The organism is Bradyrhizobium lablabi (genome assembly GCF_001440475.1).
Classification (GTDB): Bacteria; Pseudomonadota; Alphaproteobacteria; order Rhizobiales; family Xanthobacteraceae; genus Bradyrhizobium; species Bradyrhizobium lablabi.
Map to the genome: position 1 here is coordinate 61,146 of NZ_LLYB01000087.1, position 19,763 is coordinate 80,908.

General features: G+C 63.9%; 21 protein-coding genes and 1 pseudogene. 12 read left to right on the forward strand and 10 right to left on the reverse strand.

Features of this window, described 5'->3' with window-relative positions:
• Positions 1–46: 46 nt before the first annotated feature.
• From prfA to CQ14_RS25550, 3 genes are all read left to right on the forward strand, one after another.
• Complete coding sequence (gene prfA / locus CQ14_RS25540) at positions 47–1,126, forward strand: peptide chain release factor 1 (RefSeq protein ID WP_057860612.1); 1,080 nt, start codon at positions 47–49, stop codon at positions 1,124–1,126.
• On the forward strand, positions 1,123–1,998 hold the full coding sequence (prmC, locus tag CQ14_RS25545; RefSeq protein ID WP_057860613.1) for a peptide chain release factor N(5)-glutamine methyltransferase: 876 nt from the start codon (positions 1,123–1,125) through the stop codon (positions 1,996–1,998). The genes prfA and prmC overlap by 4 nt, the downstream gene beginning before the upstream one ends.
• A gap of 488 nt (positions 1,999–2,486) precedes the next feature.
• Complete coding sequence (locus tag CQ14_RS25550) at positions 2,487–3,233, forward strand: DUF4167 domain-containing protein (RefSeq protein WP_057860614.1); 747 nt, start codon at positions 2,487–2,489, stop codon at positions 3,231–3,233.
• A gap of 129 nt (positions 3,234–3,362) precedes the next feature.
• Here the strand turns inward: CQ14_RS25550 and CQ14_RS25555 are convergent, their stop codons facing one another.
• Complete coding sequence (locus CQ14_RS25555) at positions 3,363–4,118, reverse strand: methyltransferase domain-containing protein (RefSeq protein ID WP_156435401.1); 756 nt, start codon at positions 4,116–4,118, stop codon at positions 3,363–3,365.
• A 119-nt stretch (positions 4,119–4,237) separates the two neighbouring features.
• On the opposite strand from CQ14_RS25555, the gene gloB reads away from it, so the two are divergent.
• From gloB to CQ14_RS25570, 3 genes are all read left to right on the forward strand, one after another.
• Positions 4,238–5,005 carry a hydroxyacylglutathione hydrolase gene (gene gloB / locus CQ14_RS25560; protein WP_057860615.1) on the forward strand — a complete coding sequence of 256 codons (768 nt, stop codon included), beginning with the start codon at positions 4,238–4,240 and terminating at the stop codon, positions 5,003–5,005.
• Positions 5,005–5,439 (forward strand): cupin domain-containing protein, encoded by a 435-nt coding sequence (locus CQ14_RS25565; protein WP_430650216.1) that lies wholly within the window; start codon positions 5,005–5,007, stop codon positions 5,437–5,439. The genes gloB and CQ14_RS25565 overlap by 1 nt, the downstream gene beginning before the upstream one ends.
• Positions 5,440–5,679: 240 nt before the next feature.
• Positions 5,680–6,297: a flavin reductase family protein gene (locus CQ14_RS25570; RefSeq protein WP_245320495.1), complete on the forward strand. Its 618-nt coding sequence runs from the start codon at positions 5,680–5,682 to the stop codon at positions 6,295–6,297.
• Here the strand turns inward: CQ14_RS25570 and yddG are convergent.
• From yddG to CQ14_RS25585, 3 genes are all read right to left on the reverse strand, one after another.
• Positions 6,294–7,163: an aromatic amino acid exporter YddG gene (yddG, locus tag CQ14_RS25575; protein ID WP_057860616.1), complete on the reverse strand. Its 870-nt coding sequence runs from the start codon at positions 7,161–7,163 to the stop codon at positions 6,294–6,296. The genes CQ14_RS25570 and yddG overlap by 4 nt on opposite strands.
• Before the next feature lie 188 nt (positions 7,164–7,351).
• Entirely contained in the window at positions 7,352–8,077 is a 726-nt protein-coding gene (phbB, locus tag CQ14_RS25580; protein WP_057860617.1) for an acetoacetyl-CoA reductase, read from the reverse strand.
• 209 nt (positions 8,078–8,286) lie between these two features.
• A complete protein-coding gene (locus tag CQ14_RS25585) occupies positions 8,287–9,465 on the reverse strand; it encodes an acetyl-CoA C-acetyltransferase (protein WP_057840445.1) in 1,179 nt (392 codons plus the stop codon).
• A gap of 319 nt (positions 9,466–9,784) precedes the next feature.
• On the opposite strand from CQ14_RS25585, the gene phaR reads away from it, so the two are divergent.
• Positions 9,785–10,384, forward strand: coding sequence for a polyhydroxyalkanoate synthesis repressor PhaR (gene phaR, locus CQ14_RS25590; RefSeq protein WP_057860618.1), 600 nt, complete (start codon positions 9,785–9,787; stop codon positions 10,382–10,384).
• A gap of 183 nt (positions 10,385–10,567) precedes the next feature.
• Here the strand turns inward: phaR and CQ14_RS25595 are convergent, their stop codons facing one another.
• Positions 10,568–12,259 carry a putative bifunctional diguanylate cyclase/phosphodiesterase gene (locus CQ14_RS25595; RefSeq protein ID WP_057860619.1) on the reverse strand — a complete coding sequence of 564 codons (1,692 nt, stop codon included), beginning with the start codon at positions 12,257–12,259 and terminating at the stop codon, positions 10,568–10,570.
• Positions 12,260–12,489: 230 nt separating this feature from the next.
• On the opposite strand from CQ14_RS25595, the gene CQ14_RS25600 reads away from it, so the two are divergent.
• The gene (locus CQ14_RS25600) at positions 12,490–12,777 is read left to right on the forward strand and encodes a hypothetical protein (protein WP_063800421.1); all 288 of its coding nucleotides are present in this window, start codon (positions 12,490–12,492) and stop codon (positions 12,775–12,777) included.
• Positions 12,778–12,881: 104 nt separating this feature from the next.
• Here CQ14_RS25600 and CQ14_RS25605 read toward each other — a convergent pair whose 3' ends face one another.
• From CQ14_RS25605 to mtgA, 3 genes are all read right to left on the reverse strand, one after another.
• Complete coding sequence (locus tag CQ14_RS25605; protein ID WP_057860620.1) at positions 12,882–13,625, reverse strand: hypothetical protein; 744 nt, start codon at positions 13,623–13,625, stop codon at positions 12,882–12,884.
• A gap of 133 nt (positions 13,626–13,758) precedes the next feature.
• Positions 13,759–13,941 (reverse strand): 50S ribosomal protein L32, encoded by a 183-nt coding sequence (rpmF, locus tag CQ14_RS25610; RefSeq protein ID WP_024509484.1) that lies wholly within the window; start codon positions 13,939–13,941, stop codon positions 13,759–13,761.
• A gap of 155 nt (positions 13,942–14,096) precedes the next feature.
• Complete coding sequence (gene mtgA, locus CQ14_RS25615; RefSeq protein ID WP_057860621.1) at positions 14,097–14,774, reverse strand: monofunctional biosynthetic peptidoglycan transglycosylase; 678 nt, start codon at positions 14,772–14,774, stop codon at positions 14,097–14,099.
• A gap of 176 nt (positions 14,775–14,950) precedes the next feature.
• On the opposite strand from mtgA, the gene CQ14_RS25620 reads away from it, so the two are divergent.
• Positions 14,951–15,871, forward strand: coding sequence for a polyprenyl synthetase family protein (locus tag CQ14_RS25620; RefSeq protein WP_057860622.1), 921 nt, complete (start codon positions 14,951–14,953; stop codon positions 15,869–15,871).
• 135 nt (positions 15,872–16,006) lie between these two features.
• The gene (locus CQ14_RS25625) at positions 16,007–16,687 is read left to right on the forward strand and encodes a DUF1345 domain-containing protein (protein WP_057860623.1); all 681 of its coding nucleotides are present in this window, start codon (positions 16,007–16,009) and stop codon (positions 16,685–16,687) included.
• Between the two features lie 59 nt (positions 16,688–16,746).
• Here the strand turns inward: CQ14_RS25625 and CQ14_RS25630 are convergent, their stop codons facing one another.
• Positions 16,747–18,495 carry a caspase family protein gene (locus tag CQ14_RS25630; protein WP_082650029.1) on the reverse strand — a complete coding sequence of 583 codons (1,749 nt, stop codon included), beginning with the start codon at positions 18,493–18,495 and terminating at the stop codon, positions 16,747–16,749.
• A 190-nt stretch (positions 18,496–18,685) separates the two neighbouring features.
• On the opposite strand from CQ14_RS25630, the gene CQ14_RS25635 reads away from it, so the two are divergent.
• Entirely contained in the window at positions 18,686–19,108 is a 423-nt protein-coding gene (locus CQ14_RS25635) for a hypothetical protein (RefSeq protein ID WP_245320496.1), read from the forward strand.
• A 13-nt stretch (positions 19,109–19,121) separates the two neighbouring features.
• Here the strand turns inward: CQ14_RS25635 and CQ14_RS42520 are convergent.
• A pseudogene (locus CQ14_RS42520) lies at positions 19,122–19,235 on the reverse strand (IS5/IS1182 family transposase); the annotation flags it as partial.
• A 225-nt stretch (positions 19,236–19,460) separates the two neighbouring features.
• Here CQ14_RS42520 and CQ14_RS25640 point away from each other — a divergent pair.
• On the forward strand, positions 19,461–19,763 hold a 303-nt coding region (locus CQ14_RS25640), incomplete at its 3' end, for a cupin domain-containing protein (RefSeq protein WP_199805614.1).

A 19,763-nucleotide genomic window follows, 5' to 3' on the forward strand; every position in this document is an offset into this window, starting at 1 on the left:
GCCCGACAACGCCGCCTTTCCGCATTCGCCGCCTGAGAACCACGCCATGCTACCCGAAGCCAAACTCGACATCCTGCTTGCCCACCACGCCTCGCTCGAGGCCGAACTGCTGGGCCAGCTGAATTCCGAAAAATACGTCCAGATCACGCGCGAGCTCGCCGAGCTCAATCCGCTGATCGACGCCGTGAAGACCTATCGCGCGGCGCGGGCCGAGATTGCGGGCGCCGAATCGCTGCTGGCTGATGCCGCCACCGATCCCGAAATGCGCAGCATGGCAGAAGCCGAGCTGGAGACGCTGCAGGCGCGCGTCGCCGACCTCGAGCAGAAGATCCGCGTGGCGCTGCTGCCCAAGGACGCCATGGACGACCGCAACGTGATGCTGGAAATCCGCGCCGGCACCGGCGGCGACGAGGCCTCGCTGTTCGCCGGCGACCTGTTCCGGATGTATGAGCGATTTGCAGCCTTGCAGGGCTGGAAGGTCGAGGTGATCTCGGCCTCGGAAGGCACTGTCGGCGGCTTCAAGGAAATCATCGCCGAGGTGCAGGGCCGCGGCGCATTTGCAAAACTGAAGTTCGAATCCGGCGTGCACCGCGTGCAGCGCGTGCCCGACACCGAAACGCAGGGGCGCATTCACACCTCCGCCGCCACCGTCGCGGTGCTGCCCGAGGTCGAGGATGTCGACGTCGACATCAAGAACGAGGATCTGCGGATCGAGACCATGCGCGCGCAAGGCGCCGGCGGCCAGCACGTCAACAAGACCGAATCGGCGATCCGCATCACCCACATCCCGACCGGCATCGTGGTCATGATGCAGGACAGCCGCTCGCAGCATAAGAACCGCGCTTCCGCGATGAACATCCTGCGCTCGCGCATCTATGACGCCGAACGCCAGCGCGTCGATGCGGCGCGCTCCGCCGACCGCAAAGAGAAGGTCGGCTCCGGCGACCGGAGCGAGCGCATCCGCACCTATAATTTCCCGCAGGGCCGCGTCACCGACCATCGCATCAACCTGACGCTCTACAAATTGCCGCAGGTCATTGCCGGCGAAGCGCTGGGCGACCTGATCGACGCGCTGACCACCGAGCACCAGGCCGCGCAGCTTGCCGCGCAAGGCGCGGCGGCGTGAGCAGCAAATTCACTGTCGAAACCGCGCGGCGCGCGCTCGCAGCACAACTCAAATCCGCCGCCGTCGACTCAGCCGAACTCGACGCGCGGCTTTTGACCGGGCACGCGCTCGGCCTCGACCTGACCGGCATCATCACCTCTGCGGAACGCCAGCTCACCGTGGACGAATCGGCGCGCCTCGAAGACTTTGCCCGCCGCCGTCTGGCGGGCGAACCGGTCGCACGCATTCTCGGGCAAAAGGAATTCTGGGGCCTGCCGCTGCAACTTTCGGCCGCGACGCTGGTGCCGCGGCCCGATACCGAGACGGTGGTCGAACTGGCGCTGGAGCTGCTGCGCGCCGGCGGAAACCTCCATCGTCCGTTGCGCATCGCCGATCTCGGCACCGGCTCCGGCGCGATCCTGCTGGCGCTGTTGTCGGAATTGCCGACGGCGCAAGGATTCGGCACCGACGTTTCGCAGGCCGCCTTGCAGACCGCCGCCGCCAACGCGGCGCGCTCAGGAGTGTCGGATCGCGCGACGTTCGTCGCCTGCGACTATGCGAGCGGACTATCCGGCCCGTTCGACCTGATCGTTTCGAATCCGCCCTATATCCGCTCGGCTGAAATCGCCGATCTGGACCAGGAGGTCAGAAAGCACGATCCCTTGGCCGCACTCGATGGCGGCCCCGATGGGCTGGACGCCTACCGCGCGCTCATCCCCCAGGCCGCCGGACTTCTGGCCCCGGGCGCCGCCCTGGTCGTGGAGGCCGGAGTGGGCCAAAGCGGCCCAATCCAGGCGCTGATGGCGGCCGCAGGGTTAATGTGCACAACTGCACCCAAGGCCGATCTCGCCGGCATTCCGCGGGCGGTCGCGGGCCACAAAATGGCCCGATAAAGTCCCCTTGAAACGCAAAAAAACCCCTTGGAATATTCCCCGGGAGCGACTACGTTCCGGCCACAACATCGGTCCAGGGTCGCTGGCCCCGTAGTTAATGCGGGTGAGGCCAGAGTTCTCGAAACGAGAGCCCGCCGGGTGAAAGGTTCCAAACACAGGTCGAATTGAGCGCAATAGCTGGAGCTGTGCTGCTCTCGACCGTAAAGCGAACGAAAGCCTGATATTGCGCTTGAAGACTTACGCAACAGCCACTCACGCGAAGCCGTCACGCAAGACGATTAGGCTGGTTTTGGCAGGCTGAATGATTTGGTCCGGCGGGCGAATGTAGGCCGCCGGTTGGGGAACGCGTCTTTGCTGAACGCGATGGTTGGCGAAATCGACGACATGAAACTGAACGGCATCGTGATTCGGTGCGCATGAGCGCGCGCCCGATCGGATCAGGCTAGGACGGCAACTGCATAACTTCAGGGCTGGAATAAAGGCGACACATGAGAAACGGTCAGAACAACAAGCGGATGCGTAACCGGAATAACAACAATAACAACAATAATAACCGGCGTGGTCAAAACCCGATGACCCGGGTGTTCGAATCGAACGGACCCGATATCAAGATCCGCGGCACCGCCTCGCACGTCGCCGAAAAATACGTCCAGCTGGCGCGCGACGCGCGCTCTTCCGGCGACCCGGTCGCGGCCGAGAACTATTACCAGCACGCCGAACACTACTTCCGCCTGATCGCCGCAGCCCAGGAGCAGTTCCGGCAGAACCAGCCGCAGCCGCGCATTGACACCGATACGCAGCCGACGGAAGACGGCGACGACGAGGGCGAGAACTTCTCGCATTTCGGCCAGGAGCCGGGCTTCGTGCCGCAGCAGCCACAGCCCTACATCCGCGACAACAATCAGCGCGAACAGCGTGGCGACAGCCAGCCCTATCAGCGCGACCAGCAGCAGCCGCGCGAACATCGTGAGCGCGATCGCGAGCATCGTCAGCAGCCGCAATATCAGCCGCAACAGCCCCAGCCGCAGCCGGTGGTTGCCGATACTGGCGGCGTCGATCGCTTGCCCTCCTTCATCACCGGCCCGCAGCCGCAGGTGAATGGCACGCCCGGCGGGTATGAAGAGGGCCGCAGCGAACGCTTCCCGCGCCGTCGCCGCCGGCCGCATGGCCCGCGTCCCGACAGCATGGCCGCGCCCGCCGCGCCGAGCGAAGATTTCAATTCGGGGAACGAGTAAGCACTCGTCTTCGTCGTTTCGTCGGGTGGGCAATGCGCAAGCGTGCCCACCGCCACCCTCGACAAAACCTGCGGATAAAATGGTGGGCACGGCGCATGCGCGCCTCTGCCCACCCTACGATTCCGATTCCTACGGTCCCTTTAGCTTGTCCCGCGTCGCCGTCGAAGACGGCACCAGCACCGGCTCCAGCGAGGGAATCAGCCGCGTGCGTTCGCGGCCCGCGGGAATCGCGCGATAGACCTGCTTGGTTGCTTCCACGATATGCACGCCGGCGAACGGCAGCGACAGCGCGGCGCCGATGCGCTCCCACGCCATGGCAGAGCGCAGAAACCAGCCATTGCCGACCGGCGGCAGAAACAGCGCTTCGCCCCACGCCGCCGGCGTGAACCAGGTCTGCCGCAGCAATTGCGTGATCTGCGCGCGCGAATAGGGCCGGCCGTGACCGAACGGCGTAGTGTCGGTGCGCGTCCACACGCCGCGCCGGTTCGGGATGACAGCGATCAGACGACCGGACGGCGCCAGCACCCGCCATACCTCGCGCAGCAGACGCTCCGGATCGTCGGACATTTCCAGCGCATGAACCAGCAGGATGCGGTCCACCGCGGCGTCCGGCAGCGGCATTGAAAACTCGTCGATCAGGGTCGCCAGCGCCGGCCGCGCTGTCGGCCATTTCAACACGCCCTGCGCCGCCGGCATGAACGCGATGCAGCGTTCGGAATCTTCACGAAACAGGCCGAGATAGGGCGTAGGATAGCCGAGCCCGAGCACGCGCTGCCCCGCCGCATCGGGCCAGCGCGCCCGGATACCGCGGTTGATCAACTGCCGCGCCACAATGCCGAGGCGCTGCGAATAGAAATCGCGGAGATCGATGACGTCGATGGTCATGCGCGCAATCTACCACACCGTGCTACATTGCGGCGCACCGAAAATGGCATTGCCGCGCAAGCGTTAACGCCATATTTCTTTGGAATTAATGGGGCTAAAAGGCATAACACGGAGCGATCATGGCCGCGGAAATTCGCACCTTCACCTGTCTCAGCGACAATTTCGGCTATTTGATCCACGATCCCGCAACCAAGGCCACCGCATCGATCGACGCGCCGGAAGCTGGTCCGATCATCAAGGCGCTGGAGCGCGAAGGTTGGACGCTGACCGATATCCTGATCACCCACCACCATCACGACCATGTCGGCGGCGTCGCCGAACTGAAGCAGAAATATAACTGCCGCGTCGTTGCACCGCACGACAAGTCCACCAAGATCGCCAATGTCGATCTGCGCACGGCCCACGGCGACGTCATCAAGGTCGGCAGCCTGCTGGTCCGGGTACTGGAAACGCCCGGCCATACACTTGATCACATCTCCTATGTATTCGACGGCGAGAAGGCGGTGTTCGCCGCCGACACGCTGTTCTCGATCGGCTGCGGCCGGGTGTTCGAAGGCACCTACCCGATGATGTGGGATTCGCTGTTGAAGCTGCGCGCGCTGCCGGACGATTTCAAACTCTATTGCGGCCATGAATATACGGCCTCCAACGTCAAGTTCGCGCTGACCGTCGACGGCGACAATCCCGCGCTGAAGGCCCGCGCCGAGGAAGTGACGCGGCTGCGCGCCGAGAACAAGCCGACGATTCCGGTGCTGCTGGGCGAGGAGAAAAAGACCAACGTATTCCTGCGCGCCGACGAGCCGTCGGTGGCCGCCAAGCTGCACATGAAGGGCGCCAGCGCCATCGAAGTGTTCGGCGAGCTCCGCGAACGCAAGAACAAATCCTGATGGCGCTGCCGAAGCAAGCCGCCGACATCATCGCGCGGCTAGACCTCAAGCCGCATCCCGAGGGCGGCCATTATCGCGAGACGTTTCGCGACGAAAGCGTCGATGCCGACGGGCGCTCGCGATCGACCGCGATCTATTTCCTGCTGGCGCGCGGCGAACGCTCGCACTGGCATCGCGTCGATGCCGTGGAGACCTGGCACTATTACGCAGGGAGTGCGCTGACGCTACGGATCGCGGATGAGCGCGGCGAGCACAGCGTCGCGCTTGGCGCCGATCTTGCCGCGGGCGAAACCCCGCAGGCAATCGTGCCGGCGCATGCATGGCAGGCGGCCGAGAGCACCGGCGACTGGACGCTGGTCGGCTGCACCGTCGCGCCCGGATTCGAGTTTGCGAAATTCGAACTCGCTCCGAAGGACTGGAAGCCTGCTTCGTAGGGTGGGCAAAGCGCAGCGTGCCCACCACTCTCAGACACGTCCGCAGATAAGAGGGTGGGCACGCTTCGCTATGCCCACCCTACTTTCTCCAGCGCCGAAACCATCCATCCGAAATCGGGTGGGCTTCACATACACACGCACATAGTTTCCGGCCTCGCAAACAGAGGAGCGGAAAAGTGCACGGGGACATTCAGCGTTTCACAAGAGATCGATCCGGCGATTTTTTATTTCGGCACGCCGGTGGTTCTGATCGGCTCGACCAATGAGGACGGCTCATTCAACCTCGCGCCGATGTCGTCGGCGTGGTGGATCGGATGGCGCTGCATGCTGGGATTGGCAACCCATTCGAAGACCACCGAGAACATGATTCGCTCCGGCGAATGCGTGCTCAACCTGCCGTCGGCTGCGCTGGTCGGCGCCGTCGATCGCCTGGCGCGCACCACCGGCTCCGATCCGGTGCCGCCGGGAAAGCTGATGCGCGGCTATCGGCATGCGCGCGACAAGTTCGGCCTGTGCGGCCTGACGCCGGCGGCCGGCGAAACGGTGGCGGCGCCCCGCGCGCTGGAGTGCCCGGTGCAGATCGAAGCCACGGTTGCGCAGGTCCACGCCATGGCGGAAGAGGATGCGGTCTGGCGCGGCAACATCACGGCGATCGAGGTGCGCATCACGCGCGTGCATGCGCATCCGGCAATCATGATGGAAGGACCGCCCGACCGCATCGATCCCGACAAATGGCGGCCGCTGATCATGAGTTTTCAGCAATTCTACGGGCTGACGCCGCAGAAACTGCAGCGCTCCGAGCTCGGCCAGATTCCGGAAGCGATGTACAAGCCGTCGGGCTGGAAGCCGGCGGCCTAAGGTTTCCGCAACACCATGTCCTTTGCCGCGATCAGGCCGCCGCCGGCGATCAGGATCGCGGCGATGGCGATCGTGGCGGAGGCTTGGGCGAAGCCCGCGAGAATCAGAAACGCGGTCGAGAGCAGCGGCGTCGCATAGGACGCCGCTCCCAGCACGCGGATATCGCCGCGCTTCATGCCGATGTCCCAGACGAAGAACGCGGCGCCTACCGGACCGACGCCGAGTGCAATGATCGCAAGCCACTGCCCGATCGTTTCCGGCCATACCGTGGTCTCGACCATGCCGTGAACGAGCGCGGCGAGCAGCGCGGTCGCGAGGCAGAAGCCCGCCACCGCATCGGTCGGCACCGCCTTGAGCTTGCGTGACATCACCGAATAGGCCGCCCAGACAAAGGCTGCGACGAAGGCTGCAGCCAGTCCCGGGATCTGGCCGGGGGCAAAGCTCGCGCCATTGCCGGCGAACAGCAGCACGGTGCCGGCAAGTCCGAGCAACGCGCCGATGATATGATGCGGCGCCAGCCGTTCGCCCGGCAGCAGCGAGGAGAACAGCACGATCAGGAGCGGCCAGAGATAGTTCAACAGCCCGGCTTCCGCCGGTGGCGCGAAGCGCAGCGCGAGGAAATACAGCGCGTGATAGCCGAACAGGCCGCCGACACCGACGACCCAGGCGACCACAGGCTGCTTGAGCGCATTGAAGGCGGCCGGCCGGAACAGGAAACTTGCGAACGCCACCAGCGCGCCGATCGCAAACGTCATGGCGGCGAGCTGGAACGCCGGGATCTTTCCGGTCGCAACCGTCAGCACCGACAACAGCGACCACATCAGGATCGCGGTCAGGCCGATCAGGGTGGCGGCACGGGGGGTCATAGGCAGAATTCTCTCGTCATGGCCAGGCATAGCCGTCCGAAGGACGGCGTCGCTTGCTTACCTATGCCGGCCATCCACGTCTTGCTTGCCGCAGGTTGTAAGGACGTGGATGCCCGGGACAAGCCCGGGCATGACGACTTTTGAGGACCATTGCGACGTGCAATGGCGGTGCGATTGCGGAACAACGATCAGGTCATGTACTGCCCGCCGTTGATCGTCATCGTCGAGCCGGTAATGCCGCCGGCCTCATCGGCCGCGAGGAACACCACGGCGCGGGCGATTTCCTCGGGCTCGCCGAGACGGTTGACCGGGATCAGCGGCAGGATGCTCTTCTCGAGCACGTCCTTCGGCACCGCCTGCACCATTTCGGTGTTGATATAGCCAGGGCAGATCGCGTTCACGGTGACGCCGCCCTTGGCGTTCTCGAGCGCCAAGGCCTTGGTGAAGCCGATATCGCCTGCCTTGGCCGCGGAATAGTTGACCTGGCCGAATTGTCCCTTCTGGCCGTTGATCGAGGAGATGTTGATGATGCGGCCGAACTTGCGGGCGCGCATGCCCTCGATCACCGGGCGTGTCATGTTGAACAGCGAGCCGAGATTGGTGTTGATGACGGCGTTCCACTGATCGAGCGTCATCTTGTGGAAGGCGCCATCCTTGGTGATACCGGCATTGTTGACGAGCACGTCGATCGGCCCGACATCGGCCTCGACCTTCTTGATGCCGTCGGCGCAGGCGTCGAACGAAGAGACGTCCCATTTGTAGACGGGGATGCCGGTCTCGGATTTGAACTTCTCGGCGGCGGCATCATTGCCGGCGTAGCTCGCCGCAACCTTGTAGCCCGCGGCCTTCAGCGCCTTGCTGATCGCAGCGCCAATGCCCCTCGTCCCTCCCGTAACCAATGCAACACGTGCCATGTCGTAGTCCTCCTTGGGTAATCTTCTTGGTACGCCGGAATTGTCCCGGTCTTTTGACGAAACTCAATCTTTCTGCGTGCGAAGCGTTCCTGGAAAACGCTTCAGAGATGAAAATGCCCGGCGCGAGACCGGGCATTTCATCTTTATCAATTCGAGCCGCGGTTACGAGATGATCTTTTCATCATTCAACCGTTCACTCTGCCTTTAGTTCAGTCGCGCGCAACGCACATCGCGATGCCCATGCCGCCGCCGATGCACAGCGTGGCGAGGCCCTTCTTGGCGTCGCGCTTCTGCATTTCATGCAGCAGAGTCACCAGCACGCGCGCGCCGGAGGCGCCCACGGGGTGACCGATCGCGATCGCGCCGCCATTGACGTTGACCTTGCCGGTATCCCAGCCGAGGTCCTTGTTAACCGCACAGGCTTGCGCCGCGAACGCCTCGTTGGCCTCGATCAGATCGAGGTCGCCGATGTTCCAGCCGGCCTTCTTCAGCGCGGCGCGGGACGCCGGGATCGGGCCTGAGCCCATGATCTTGGGATCGACGCCGGCCTGGGCCCAGGACACGATGCGGGCCAGCGGCTTCTTGCCTTCCTTGGCGGCCTGCTTGGCGGTCATCAGGACCACGGCGGCGGCGCCGTCATTGATGCCCGACGCGCTGCCGGCGGTGACGGTGCCCTCCTTCTCGAAGGCGGGCTTCAGCTTCGCCATCGCATCCAGCGTTGCGCCATGGCGCGGATATTCGTCGTCGCTGACAATGATGTCGCCCTTGCGGGTCTTGATGGTGACGGGGACGATCTCGTCCTTGAACTTGCCGGCCTTCTGCGCGGCCTCGGCCTTGTTCTGCGACTTGACCGCGAACTCGTCCTGCTGCGCGCGGGTGATCTGCCACTGCCGGGCAACGTTCTCGGCGGTGTTACCCATGTGGTAGCCGTTGAAGGCGTCCCACAGGCCGTCCTTGATCATGGTGTCGACCAGCTCCAGGCCGCCCATCTTCACGCCACCGCGCAGATATTGTGCGTGCGGGGCCATGCTCATGGATTCCTGGCCGCCGGCGACCACGATTTCGGAATCGCCGTTGAGCAGCGCCTGGTAGCCAAGCGCCACCGTGCGCAGGCCGGAGCCGCAGAGCTGGTTGACGCCCCAGGCGGGGCTTTCCACGGGAATACCGGCTGATATCGAGGCCTGGCGGGCCGGGTTCTGGCCTTGGGCGGCAGTCAGAATCTGGCCCATGATGACTTCGGAAACGCGGCCAGGCTCAATGCCGGCCCGCTCCAGCGCGGCCTTGATGGCGACGGCGCCGAGGTCGTGGGCCGGCATGGTGGCGAACGCGCCGTTGAAGCTGCCGACCGGGGTGCGGGCGGCGCTGACGATGACGACATCGTCTGACATGGACATCTCCTTATGGGTTTTTTGGGCTTGAGGTTTCTTGGACGGCGGGCGGGCCGGTTGGCGAGCCTGTCTCTCACCTTATCCTGTTAACCCCGTTGACCCATGTCAATCGGCCGAGGCCTAAATTCCTGCCGCGGCGCATTCAAATTGATCCAGGTCAAGGTTTCTGTAGCAGCGTCCATGCCTTGGAATTAACCGTGCCGCACAAAACGGTAGCCGAGCCGCATTGAAAATGCTTACTTTGCTGCGTTTGCGTTGCTCGTCTGCCCGTCGGCGAAGCTGCCGGGTTCCCCCGCTCTCGGTGTCGATGTGTGAGCTTATGGCAAAGTCAGACCAACCTACGACTATTAAAAAGTACGCTAATCGGCGGCTCTATAATACCGGCACCAGTACCTATGTGACGCTCGAGGATCTCGCGGCGATGGTGAAGGAAGGCGAGGATTTTCTCGTCTATGACGCCAAGACCGGCGACGACATTACACGTCAGGTGCTGGCGCAAATTATTTTCGAGCAGGAAAACAAGGCCGGACAAAATCTGTTGCCCACCACTTTCCTGCGCCAGCTGATCCGCTTCTACGGCGACAGCATGCAGATGGTGGTGCCGAAATATCTGGAGCAGTCGATCGATACGCTGACGCGCGAACAGGAAAAATTCCGCCAGCAGCTCACCAACACGTTCAGCGGAACGCCGTTTGCGCCGCTCGAAGAGCATGTCCGCCGCAACATGGAATTGTTTCAGCAGACCTTCTCGATGTTCAAGCCGTTCGTGCCGCCGCGCGGCGGGTCGAACTCGTCCGAACCGGACAAGGCGCCGGAGCCGGCGCCCGACGAGGACAATATCGACGATCTTCGCCGCCAGATGAAGGACATGCAGGAACGCCTCGAGCGCATGTCGAAAGAGCCGAAGAAGGAAGAGTGAGACTTCTCTGCTGAAATTAATCGGAGTTCTCGTCGTGGCCGGGCTTGTCCCGGCCACATGTTTTTGAGCACTGCGAGTTATGGCGCTTGTAGCCCGGATGGAGCGAAGCGAAATCCGGGACTATCGTGCAAGTAGCCTGAGCTTCCCCGGATTGCGCTTCGCTCCATCCGGGCTATACGACAATCAACCCGCCGCTGGTAACGCCGGATCTCCCGCTACCGCCCACGGCCGCTGCGGCGAGGCGAGGCCAATCAGGCGGCCCTGGATGTAATCGCAGCCCCATTCGCGCAGCATGACCGCGGCTTCCTCGTCCTGCACCCATTCCGCCACCGTCTTGATCTGCAGGCGGTTCGCCAGATCGATCAGCGTATGAACGAAGGCGCGGTCATCGGCCGAACGTGCGATGTTCTGCACGAAGGCGCCGTCGATCTTCACGATATCGACGCCGAGCTTGCGCAGGTTTCGGAACGAGGTGTAGCCGGCGCCGAAATCGTCGATCGCGATCTGGCTGCCGAAGTTCTTCAGTCGGGCGATGAAGTCCCTGATATCGTCGATATCCTGGATCGCAACCGTTTCGGTGATCTCGACGATCAGCCGCTCGCCGGCGCCGGGATGGGCCTGCATCAGCGACTCGATCGACGTCCACCAATCCGGGTCCATCGTGGTGTCGGGCGAGATGTTGAGGCTGAGCCGCACGTTTGGCGAGGCCGCGAGTTCGGCGACCGCTAGTTCGAGCACGCGGTGATCGACCAGCCGGATCAGGCCCAAGCGCTCGGCGACCGGAACGATATCGGGCGCCAGCAGCGCCTGCCCGTCCGCCTGCTCCATCCGCACCAGGCATTCGTAGAATGCCGGCTGCCGCGAGCGCGCTTCGACCACGGGCTCGAAGGCGGTGACGATCCGCCGCTCGTTCAGCGCCGTGACGATCTCGTCGGTGACGCGGATGTTGACGCGTCGCTGGGCGTCCCGTTCGACGTTCGGCTTCCACAGCGCGAACGACCCGGCGCGCCGGCGCTTGGCGGCATCGAGCGTTTCCTGGGCGCGGTTGATCGCCTCATCGGCATTGCGGGCATAGCGCGGAGTGGTGATCGCACCGATCGAGGCGGTCACCGAGACCGGGCCGGATTTGGTCGGGATCACCTCGTCGCGGATCCCGGCGAGGAAACGCTCGGCCGCGATATTGGTGTCGTCGACGGTGCAGTTCCGCAAGATCAGCCCGAACTTGTTGCCGGAGAACCGCCCGAGCACGTCGCCGGCGCGCAGCTTGGCGCGGATGCGTTTTCCGACTTCGGCGATCACGGCGTCCGCGACGTCGAAGCCGAAGGCGTCGTTGACGCGCGCCAGATGATCGACGCCGATCAGCATGAAGGCGCAGGTCGATCGGAAGCGCATCGCTTCCTCGATCGATTCTGCCAGCGCGGCGACGAGATGGGTGCGATTGAGTTCACCGGTCAGCGGATCGTGCCGCGACAGCCGCATGAGCTGTTCGTCGCGGGCGTGGCGCTCGTTGTTGACCCGGACGATGCCTTGCGCACGCACCGGCCTGCCGTCGGCGCCTGCAAACCAGCAACCGGTCTCCTCGATCCAGATCACGGGTGCGGAGGTCGAGGCCCGCACGCCATATTCGATCCGGTAGGGGACGCCTTCGTCGCCGCGCGCCGACGCCGATTGAGCGAGTGTGTCGGTCCGGACCGAGCGGGAAGGCTCGATCAGCCGGGCAAAGCCGGCGCCGCTGGCCAGCGCTTCCGGTGGAATGTCGGTGAAAACCGCGCCCGCATTGTCGCTCCAGGCAATGGTGTCGGCTATCAGGTCCCAGAGAAAGGCCGCCTGGCCGAGCGAGGCGAGGATGCTGGAGGCTTGCGGGACAGGAAGCATCAGGTCGCCTCGATTCGGGACACCGCCGGGTGATTCCCAATGGCAAGGATAGTGGCTCTTCCGAAGGAGAGGCTAGGTGGAGTTCATAAATAATCCGGAAACCATGTTTCACAGACTTGCCGCGCCAGCCGGGAACGAATCGGAAGGGAGCGGCATAGGCCTTGCGAGGTCCTATCGCAGTGGGGCGTTACGTCCCAAAACGTGACAGTTTTTGCCGGTTACGGTGTGCGATGCTGGATGCCGATCGACCAGAGGAAATCCTGGATGGCGAGTTCGTCAATCTCGACGAGCCGCCCTGCGTCGAGCTGGTGCCGGTGACCCAGTCGGTGCAGTGGTCGCCGCGACGAGCGATCCCGCGGCCCGATCCGACCTTCCTTGCGCAGTTGATCGCGACCGCCGACCAGGCGCCGCAAACCCGCAGCCTGCGCCGGGCCTCGCTGGCCGACGCGCAGACCGCCTATGGCGCCAGCCAGATCCGCCGTTGCAGCGCCGGCTTCCGGACACGGCAAACCATTTAGAGCATTATCGGTTCCGATCTCAGAACCGATAATGCTCTAGATCTTTGTTTTGACGCGCTTTCTTCACGCGAACCGGTGTCCACTTCGCTCGAAAACGCTACGAATCAGCGCTGAGGCGTGTCCGGTTTGTCCGGGGATGGCGTTGGGCCTGGACCCGGCTGCAGCCCCGGTGACGGGACTTCGGGCGACGAGGCTTCCGGCGGCGTGATTTCCGGTGAAGGCGTTTTCGGTGGCGCCGGGTCGGGCACGACTGAGGTCGCCTCGGGCGCGACGGTGGGCGCGGGCGGCACCGGTTTCGGTTCGGGGTGGTCCTTCAACACGGATTCGGCAACAGAGGCTGCCGTTGGCGCCGCTGGTACAACGGACGCAGGTGCTGCTGGCGCAGGTGGTGCTGCCGGCGCCGGCTCGATTCTGGGCTCGGCGACGGGAGGCTCGACCTTTTCGACGCTTTTCGGTGCAGGCGCCGGCGCCGCGGCAACGGCTCGACGCCGCGTCCGCAGTGCGAGGCCGGAAAGGAAGTCCACCAGCGCGAGCGCCGTCATCAGGAAGTAGGTCGACGTGGCGAACCTCGGCAACAGCACGAATTCGGCCGCAGCCGCGCAGAACACGATCAGCGACAGCAGGTGGTCGGTCAGATATTTCGCGCCGGGGCGCGCGCCTTTGATGACTTCGGCCAGCAGCAGCAAAATGCTGAGCGTGAGCAGCACGTCGCTCAACGAAATCGCCCACTCCGCACCCGACATCAGCGTCACCTTCACCAGCGGATCGGTGAACGACACCTCCGGCATCAGGAAGACGATGATGTTGTAGATCGCGAGCGGAATCAGAAGCAGCGGAAAACCGACCATGGGTCGCGCCTTGCAAAGGAAAACCGGATTGTCCCCGGGCAAAGCACCGCCTCGCCCCTCGGGAACCGTTGGCCCACTCGTTGGCCAAATTCGGGCAGACGCCGCCTAAAGCGACGTCTTATCCCCTATCCGGTCAGGATTCCTTCTTCTTCAGCACCTGCCGGCCCTTGTACATGCCGGTCTTCAAGTCGAGATGGTGCGGGCGGCGCAGTTCGCCGGAATCCTTGTCCTCGACATAGGTCGGCTTCTTCAGCGCGTCCGCCGAGCGGCGCATGCCACGCCGCGAGGGCGATGTTTTTCTTCTCGGAACGGCCATAACGGTCCTCTAGGGGTGTTGTCGGAGGCATCGTCCGAACCAGACGGGGGCCCAGCGCTTCGCGCACAGGCTGCGATGCCGATAAGGCCGCGCTTATAGAGGAACGGACGGCGTAAAGCTAGGCCGGCGTGCGGTAAAAGCGGCCGAAAATTGGCTCAAAAACCGCGATTCTCGCGCCAGCAGCGCTGTAGTGCCGCGGCATTCGCCCGCGCCATGTAGGTGGCGGCCAAACGGCGCACCCCGGGACCGGGATTACGGGCGCTGCGCCTGACGGGATTGGGCAGGATTGCCGCCAGCAAGGCCGCCTCGCGGGCCGAAAGCGTCGCCGCGGAACGGCCGAACGCGTACATCGACCCGGCCTCGACCCCGAACTGCCCGGACGGGCCGAGTTCCGCGATGTTGAGGTAAATTTCCAGGATCCGCTGCTTGGACAGCACCAGGTCGATCCACATCGCCAGCGGCAGTTCCAGTGCCTTGCGGACCACGCTGCGCCCCGGCCACAGGAACAGGTTCTTGGCCACCTGCTGGGTGATGGTCGAGCCGCCCCGGGCGGGCTCGCCGTCCTCGGCATCGTCGATCGCATCCTGCAAGGCGCCCCAATCGACCCCGCGATGGCTGCAGAATCTGGCGTCCTCGGACCCCACCACCGAGCGCGGCAGGTAGGGCGACATCGCGTTGAAATCGATCCATTGCCGCGTCACCGGCGCGCCCTTGAGCCAGCGCCAGGCCATCAGCGTCGAGACCGGATGGCCGGTGCGGTAGAACGGCGTCACCACATAGGGCAGCAACAGCACCGCCAGCAGGATCAGTATTAAGATTCGGACAATGCGCAAATTGGATGCTTCCGGTTCAGACCACGCCGTCCAGGACCGGTGAACAGGCCCCACCGAAGTGACATCTCCATGATATTTCGGGAGTTTTCCAGCGCTTTTGTGACTGAAGTCATGGAATTGACGAAGCCTCTGGCATCAACGATTGTCCGGGCCAAATTGATCTGGAGCTATTCTTAATGACCACCGCCGCTGCCGATTTTGCCAAACGACTGGACCAGACCGCCGAGGACACCGAAGCGCTGCTGGCGAAGCTGTTGTCCAATACGCTGTTGCCCGACGAGATCGCCCGGCCGAAGCGGCTGATGGACGCGATGCGCTATTCCAGCCTCGGCGGCGGCAAGCGGCTGCGACCCTTTCTGGTGGTCGAAAGCTCGGCCGTATTCGGCGTCCCGCGCGAGGCGGGCCTCTTGGTCGGCGCGGCGCTGGAATGCATCCATTGCTATTCCCTGATCCATGACGATCTGCCGGCGATGGACAACAGCGATTTGCGCCGCGGCCGGCCGACGCTCCACAAGAAGACCGACGACGCCACCGCAATCCTCGCCGGCGACGGCCTGCTGACGCTGGCCTTCGACATCGTCACCCGCGACGAGATCCACAAGGACGCCACTGTGCGCCTGCTGCTGACGCGGGCGCTGGCGCGGGCGTCGGGCATCGGCGGCATGGTCGGCGGCCAGATCCTCGACCTCGCCGGCGAAGGTCGGTTCGGCGATCGGGAACCGGTCGACGTGGCGCGGCTGCAGCAGATGAAGACCGGCGCGCTGTTGCGCTATGGCTGCATCGCCGGCGCGATCCTCGGCCAATCCTCGCAAAAGGAATACCAGGCGCTCGACGATTACGGCCGCGCGCTCGGCGAGGCCTTCCAGATCGCCGACGACCTGCTGGACGTCGAGGGCGACGCCGCCGCGCTCGGCAAGCCGGCCGGCGCCGATGCGGCGCTCGGCAAGACCACCTTCGTGACGCAGCTCGGCATCGAAGGCGCCAAGCAGCGCGTGCGCGATCTCCTGGCGCGGGCGGATTCGGCCCTGTCGGTGTTCGGCACGAAGGGTGACGTGCTGCGGGCGGCCGCGCGTTTCGTCGCGGAACGCAAGAACTAGCGCCTGGCTCTGATTGAATCAGAACCGGGCTCCAGCTTTTTTGTTTGACGCGTTTTCTTTACGCGAACCGGGATCCACCCCCGGATCAAGTCCAAGGGCATGCTTCGCTCGAAAACGCTATGTTAAAGGCAGCGGATGAGCAGGGAATTCGAAGAGCACCTTGTTCGGTTCCGAAACTTGCCGTTGCCGATCCGCGTGGTCTATGGCCGGCCGCGCACCTTCATCGCGATCGCGCTCGGCGTCGTCGCGTTCTTCCTGCTGCCCGGCACACTGCGGCTGCCGACACGGCTCGTCGTCGGCTGGGATGTGTTTGCCGCGCTCTACCTCGTGCTCGCCTACATCATGATGCTGCGCTGTGACACCGGCCATATCAGGCGCAGCGCGGTGCTGCAGGACGACGGCCGTTTCCTGCTGCTGCTGTTGACCGCGCTCGGCGCCTTCGCGAGCCTGGCCGCGATCGTGTCCGAGCTTGGCGTCTCGAAGGGCAGCGCTTCCGGGCTGATCCTGGCCACGTTGACGATCGCGCTGTCCTGGGCGGTCATTCACACCGCCTTCTCGCTGCACTATGCGCACGATTTCTACCGTGGCCGCACACCCGGTGGCTTGCAATTTCCGAGTGGCGACGTGCATCACGAGGCGGACTATTGGGACTTCGTCTACTTCTCGTTCGTGATCGGCATGACCGCGCAGGTATCCGACGTCGGCATCACCGACCGGGTGATCCGCCGCACCGCGACGGTGCACGGCATCATCTCGTTCGTGTTCAACACGGCGCTGCTGGCCTTGATGGTGAATATCGCGGCAAGCGCGATTTGAAAAGCAATCGGTCCCGCTGTCACAGCGCCAATGTGGACTTGATCTGATGCCGGCCGCCGTTACGGGCACACGCCCGACATGATGGCCTGGTAGCTATTGCAACCCTGCTGGCGTTCGAGGCCCGTCAGCGGACGGCCTTGCTGGGACATCCCTGCGGCATTGGGGTTGTTGGAACGCGTTACGATCACTTGCCGCGGCTCCCGACCTTGCCGCGCCTCCGGGGCCCGCCGCGGTTCCGGCCTGTCCCGGCTCGCGACCGGCTTTTTGGCGCGGCGCTTCTCGCATTCATTGTTATCGTTGAGGTACGAGCCCTCGGCACAGACGATCTTGGTGCAGTGCTCGCCCTCGGCCTTGAAGCCGTGCTCACAGACCAGCGGGCACACCCGTGACGACTTCAGCTTGATCGTGTCGAGCGTATCGACGCTGGCGACCTTGGTGTCGAGCTTGGTTCCGGCGTAGCGGTTGAACTGCGTCAGCGACCGCTGCGAGGCGTTATTCCAGTTACCGTCGGCGTTGCCGGAGAGGCAGCCGACGCGGCGCAGCTCGGCCTGCACCGACTTGGTAACGTCCGGCTGCTGCGCGGCTGGAGTGAGGGCGGCCACATTCACCGGCTTGTCCTTGTCGGCGGCGGCGTTTTCGGCGGCGACGCGCTTCTGCTCGGCGGCGGCGGCCTGATCCTGCGCCACCTGCTTGGCCTTTTCAGCCGCGATACGCGCCTGCTCGGCGGCCTTGGCTTCCGCCTCGGCCTTGGCCTGTTGCGACTTCTGGGCGCCTTCGGCAGCGAGCCGCGCCCGCTCCTGTTCGGCCAGCCGGGCTTTTTCGGTGGCTGCGACGCGCGTCTCTTCGGCGGCGATCTTGTCGAGCTGAAGCTTGGCGAGGCTCGAATAGAAACCGTCAGGATATTGCGCGAGGAAAGCGTTGAGCGCGCTCTTGTTGCCGATCTGCAGCGCCAGCTCGTAATCGCGCCGGGCTTCGGCCTGCGCACTCGGGGCCGGCGCAGGCGCCGCCGCGGCGGGCGCCAGGCGGGGCGCAGGCACCAGTGGCACGTCTTCACCGCCGAGCGAACCATACACAAACGGTTCCTGCCGGTTGTTGGTGGTCTTGAGCACCTCGTCGCGGACGAACCCGAACGCGCGGCGCACGTCGAGGCCGGGCTTGGTCAGATGATGCGACAGGGCGGCCGTGAACGGGCTGTTGTTGCCGTCGCCGTCGGCCGCGGTCGAACCGGCCTTGGCCGAATAGGCGATCAGGACGTTCGGGCTGGTCGGCTCGACCTTGGCCAGGCCCTGTCCGATCGCGCGCGACGCGACGGTGCGCTTCATGGTCCGGGAGAACGGGTTGTCGCGGCAGGCGTCGAGAATCACGAGCCGCAGCTTCTTGGCCGGCTCGATCGCGATCAGGATACGATCGAGCGAGAAGGCTTCGTCGTAAACATCGGTGTCGCGTTCCAGCCGCGCGTCGACGGGAATCAGGTAGTTCGCGCCGTCCACCTCGATGCCGTGGCCGGCATAATAGACCACCGCGATATCGGCATCGCGCGCCCGATCGGCGAAATCGCGCAGCGCGCGGCGGGTCTCGGCCGCCGCCAGGTCGCGGCGGGAATCGACGACATCGAAGCCGGCGTCTTTCAGCGTCGCCGCCATCCTGCTGCTGTCGTTCACGGGATTGGCTAGCGGTGCGACATTCTGGTAGTTGGAATTGCCCAGCACCAGCGCCACGCGCTTTTCGGCAAGGGCCGGTCCGCTCACGAAGAGCAGCAGGGCCGTCAGGGCAAGAACCAATCGGTTCGATTTCATGAGCGATTTCATGGTCACGCATCCAGAACTAGGACAAATCTAGCACACCGGCCTGATTAGCAGAAGCAACCGCGGGCCTTTGTGAGTTATCTCACGATCGCCGGAGCCTGGTCGGGCCATCCTGAACATTAGTCGGCCAAACCGGCTGCCGGTTCGCTTTGTCGAGAGGCCGCGTGCCCAAGATCACATAACCGCGAACGGGGTGGAGCAAGCCATGCAAGGGCGTAATTCGGTAGTTCTATTGACCCAACCCCGGACGACTGGCGCGAGGGTACGCAACACGATCGCCATTGTCCTGCTTGCCGCGGGCCTTGCGGGCTGCGGCGCGGTCGATGCCCTGGTGGACGGTTTCAAACACGCCAAGGCAGTCGAGACCGACCTCGCGCAGACGATAGGCATCCGTCCGGCGGTCGGCTTCAACTGGAACAACGGTCGGCTCACGACGGTATCTGTCACCTTCCCAAAACTCATCGAGGACAAACCGCTGCGCGAAGTCGCCGAGGCCGCACGAGCCGCGGTCGGAAAGCAGTTCAAGCAGCGCGCCGACAATGTCGTGCTTTCGTTCTCGGTGGGACCGACCGCCACAACCACGGCGCAAGCAATCCAACCTCAAGCGACGAACTAGGAGCCTCATTAGCGCGCAGCCATAGCCTGATCGATGCGAGTTGAATGAAGGCAAGGTAGTTGGCGGCGAGCTTGTCGTAGCGCGTCGCAGCCCGGCGGCAGTGCTTGATCTTGTTGAAGAAGCGCTTGTCCGGCAGGTGGGCTCAACATGCCCGGCCAAGGAGCGCTTTGATCGCGATGCGCCCGAAAGCGGACGCGTTATACTCACTTTGAGTTTTGTCGTTCGTGACCCAATTCGGACTCGGTTTGCGATGGACGGTTCAAGGCGACCCAAAAATGAATTTAAGTGCCTCAGTTTGAGTTTTTGCTGTATCCTATCGGGCCTTCTTCGCAACATGTGAGAGGAGGTTAGGATGAACAAGTCCTTTGTCGCCGCCACTTTGATCGCGTTAGCAAGTTCTGCGATGGCTCAAGATGCGATGAAGGTGGTCAAGCCCGATGGGCTGACGTGGAAAGAGCATCCGGTCTTCAGGGGCGCGCAAACCGCCATCCTGATCGGCGACCCAACAAGGGCCGAGACGATCGTCCAGCGGGTGAAACTCCCGCCGAATTATAAAATTCCGCCGCACACTCATCCCTATTCCGAGGTCGTCACCGTGATGAGTGTAAGCGGCAAGGAAACCCCGTCTGGCGGAGTGGGTAAGCGATCGGCTATC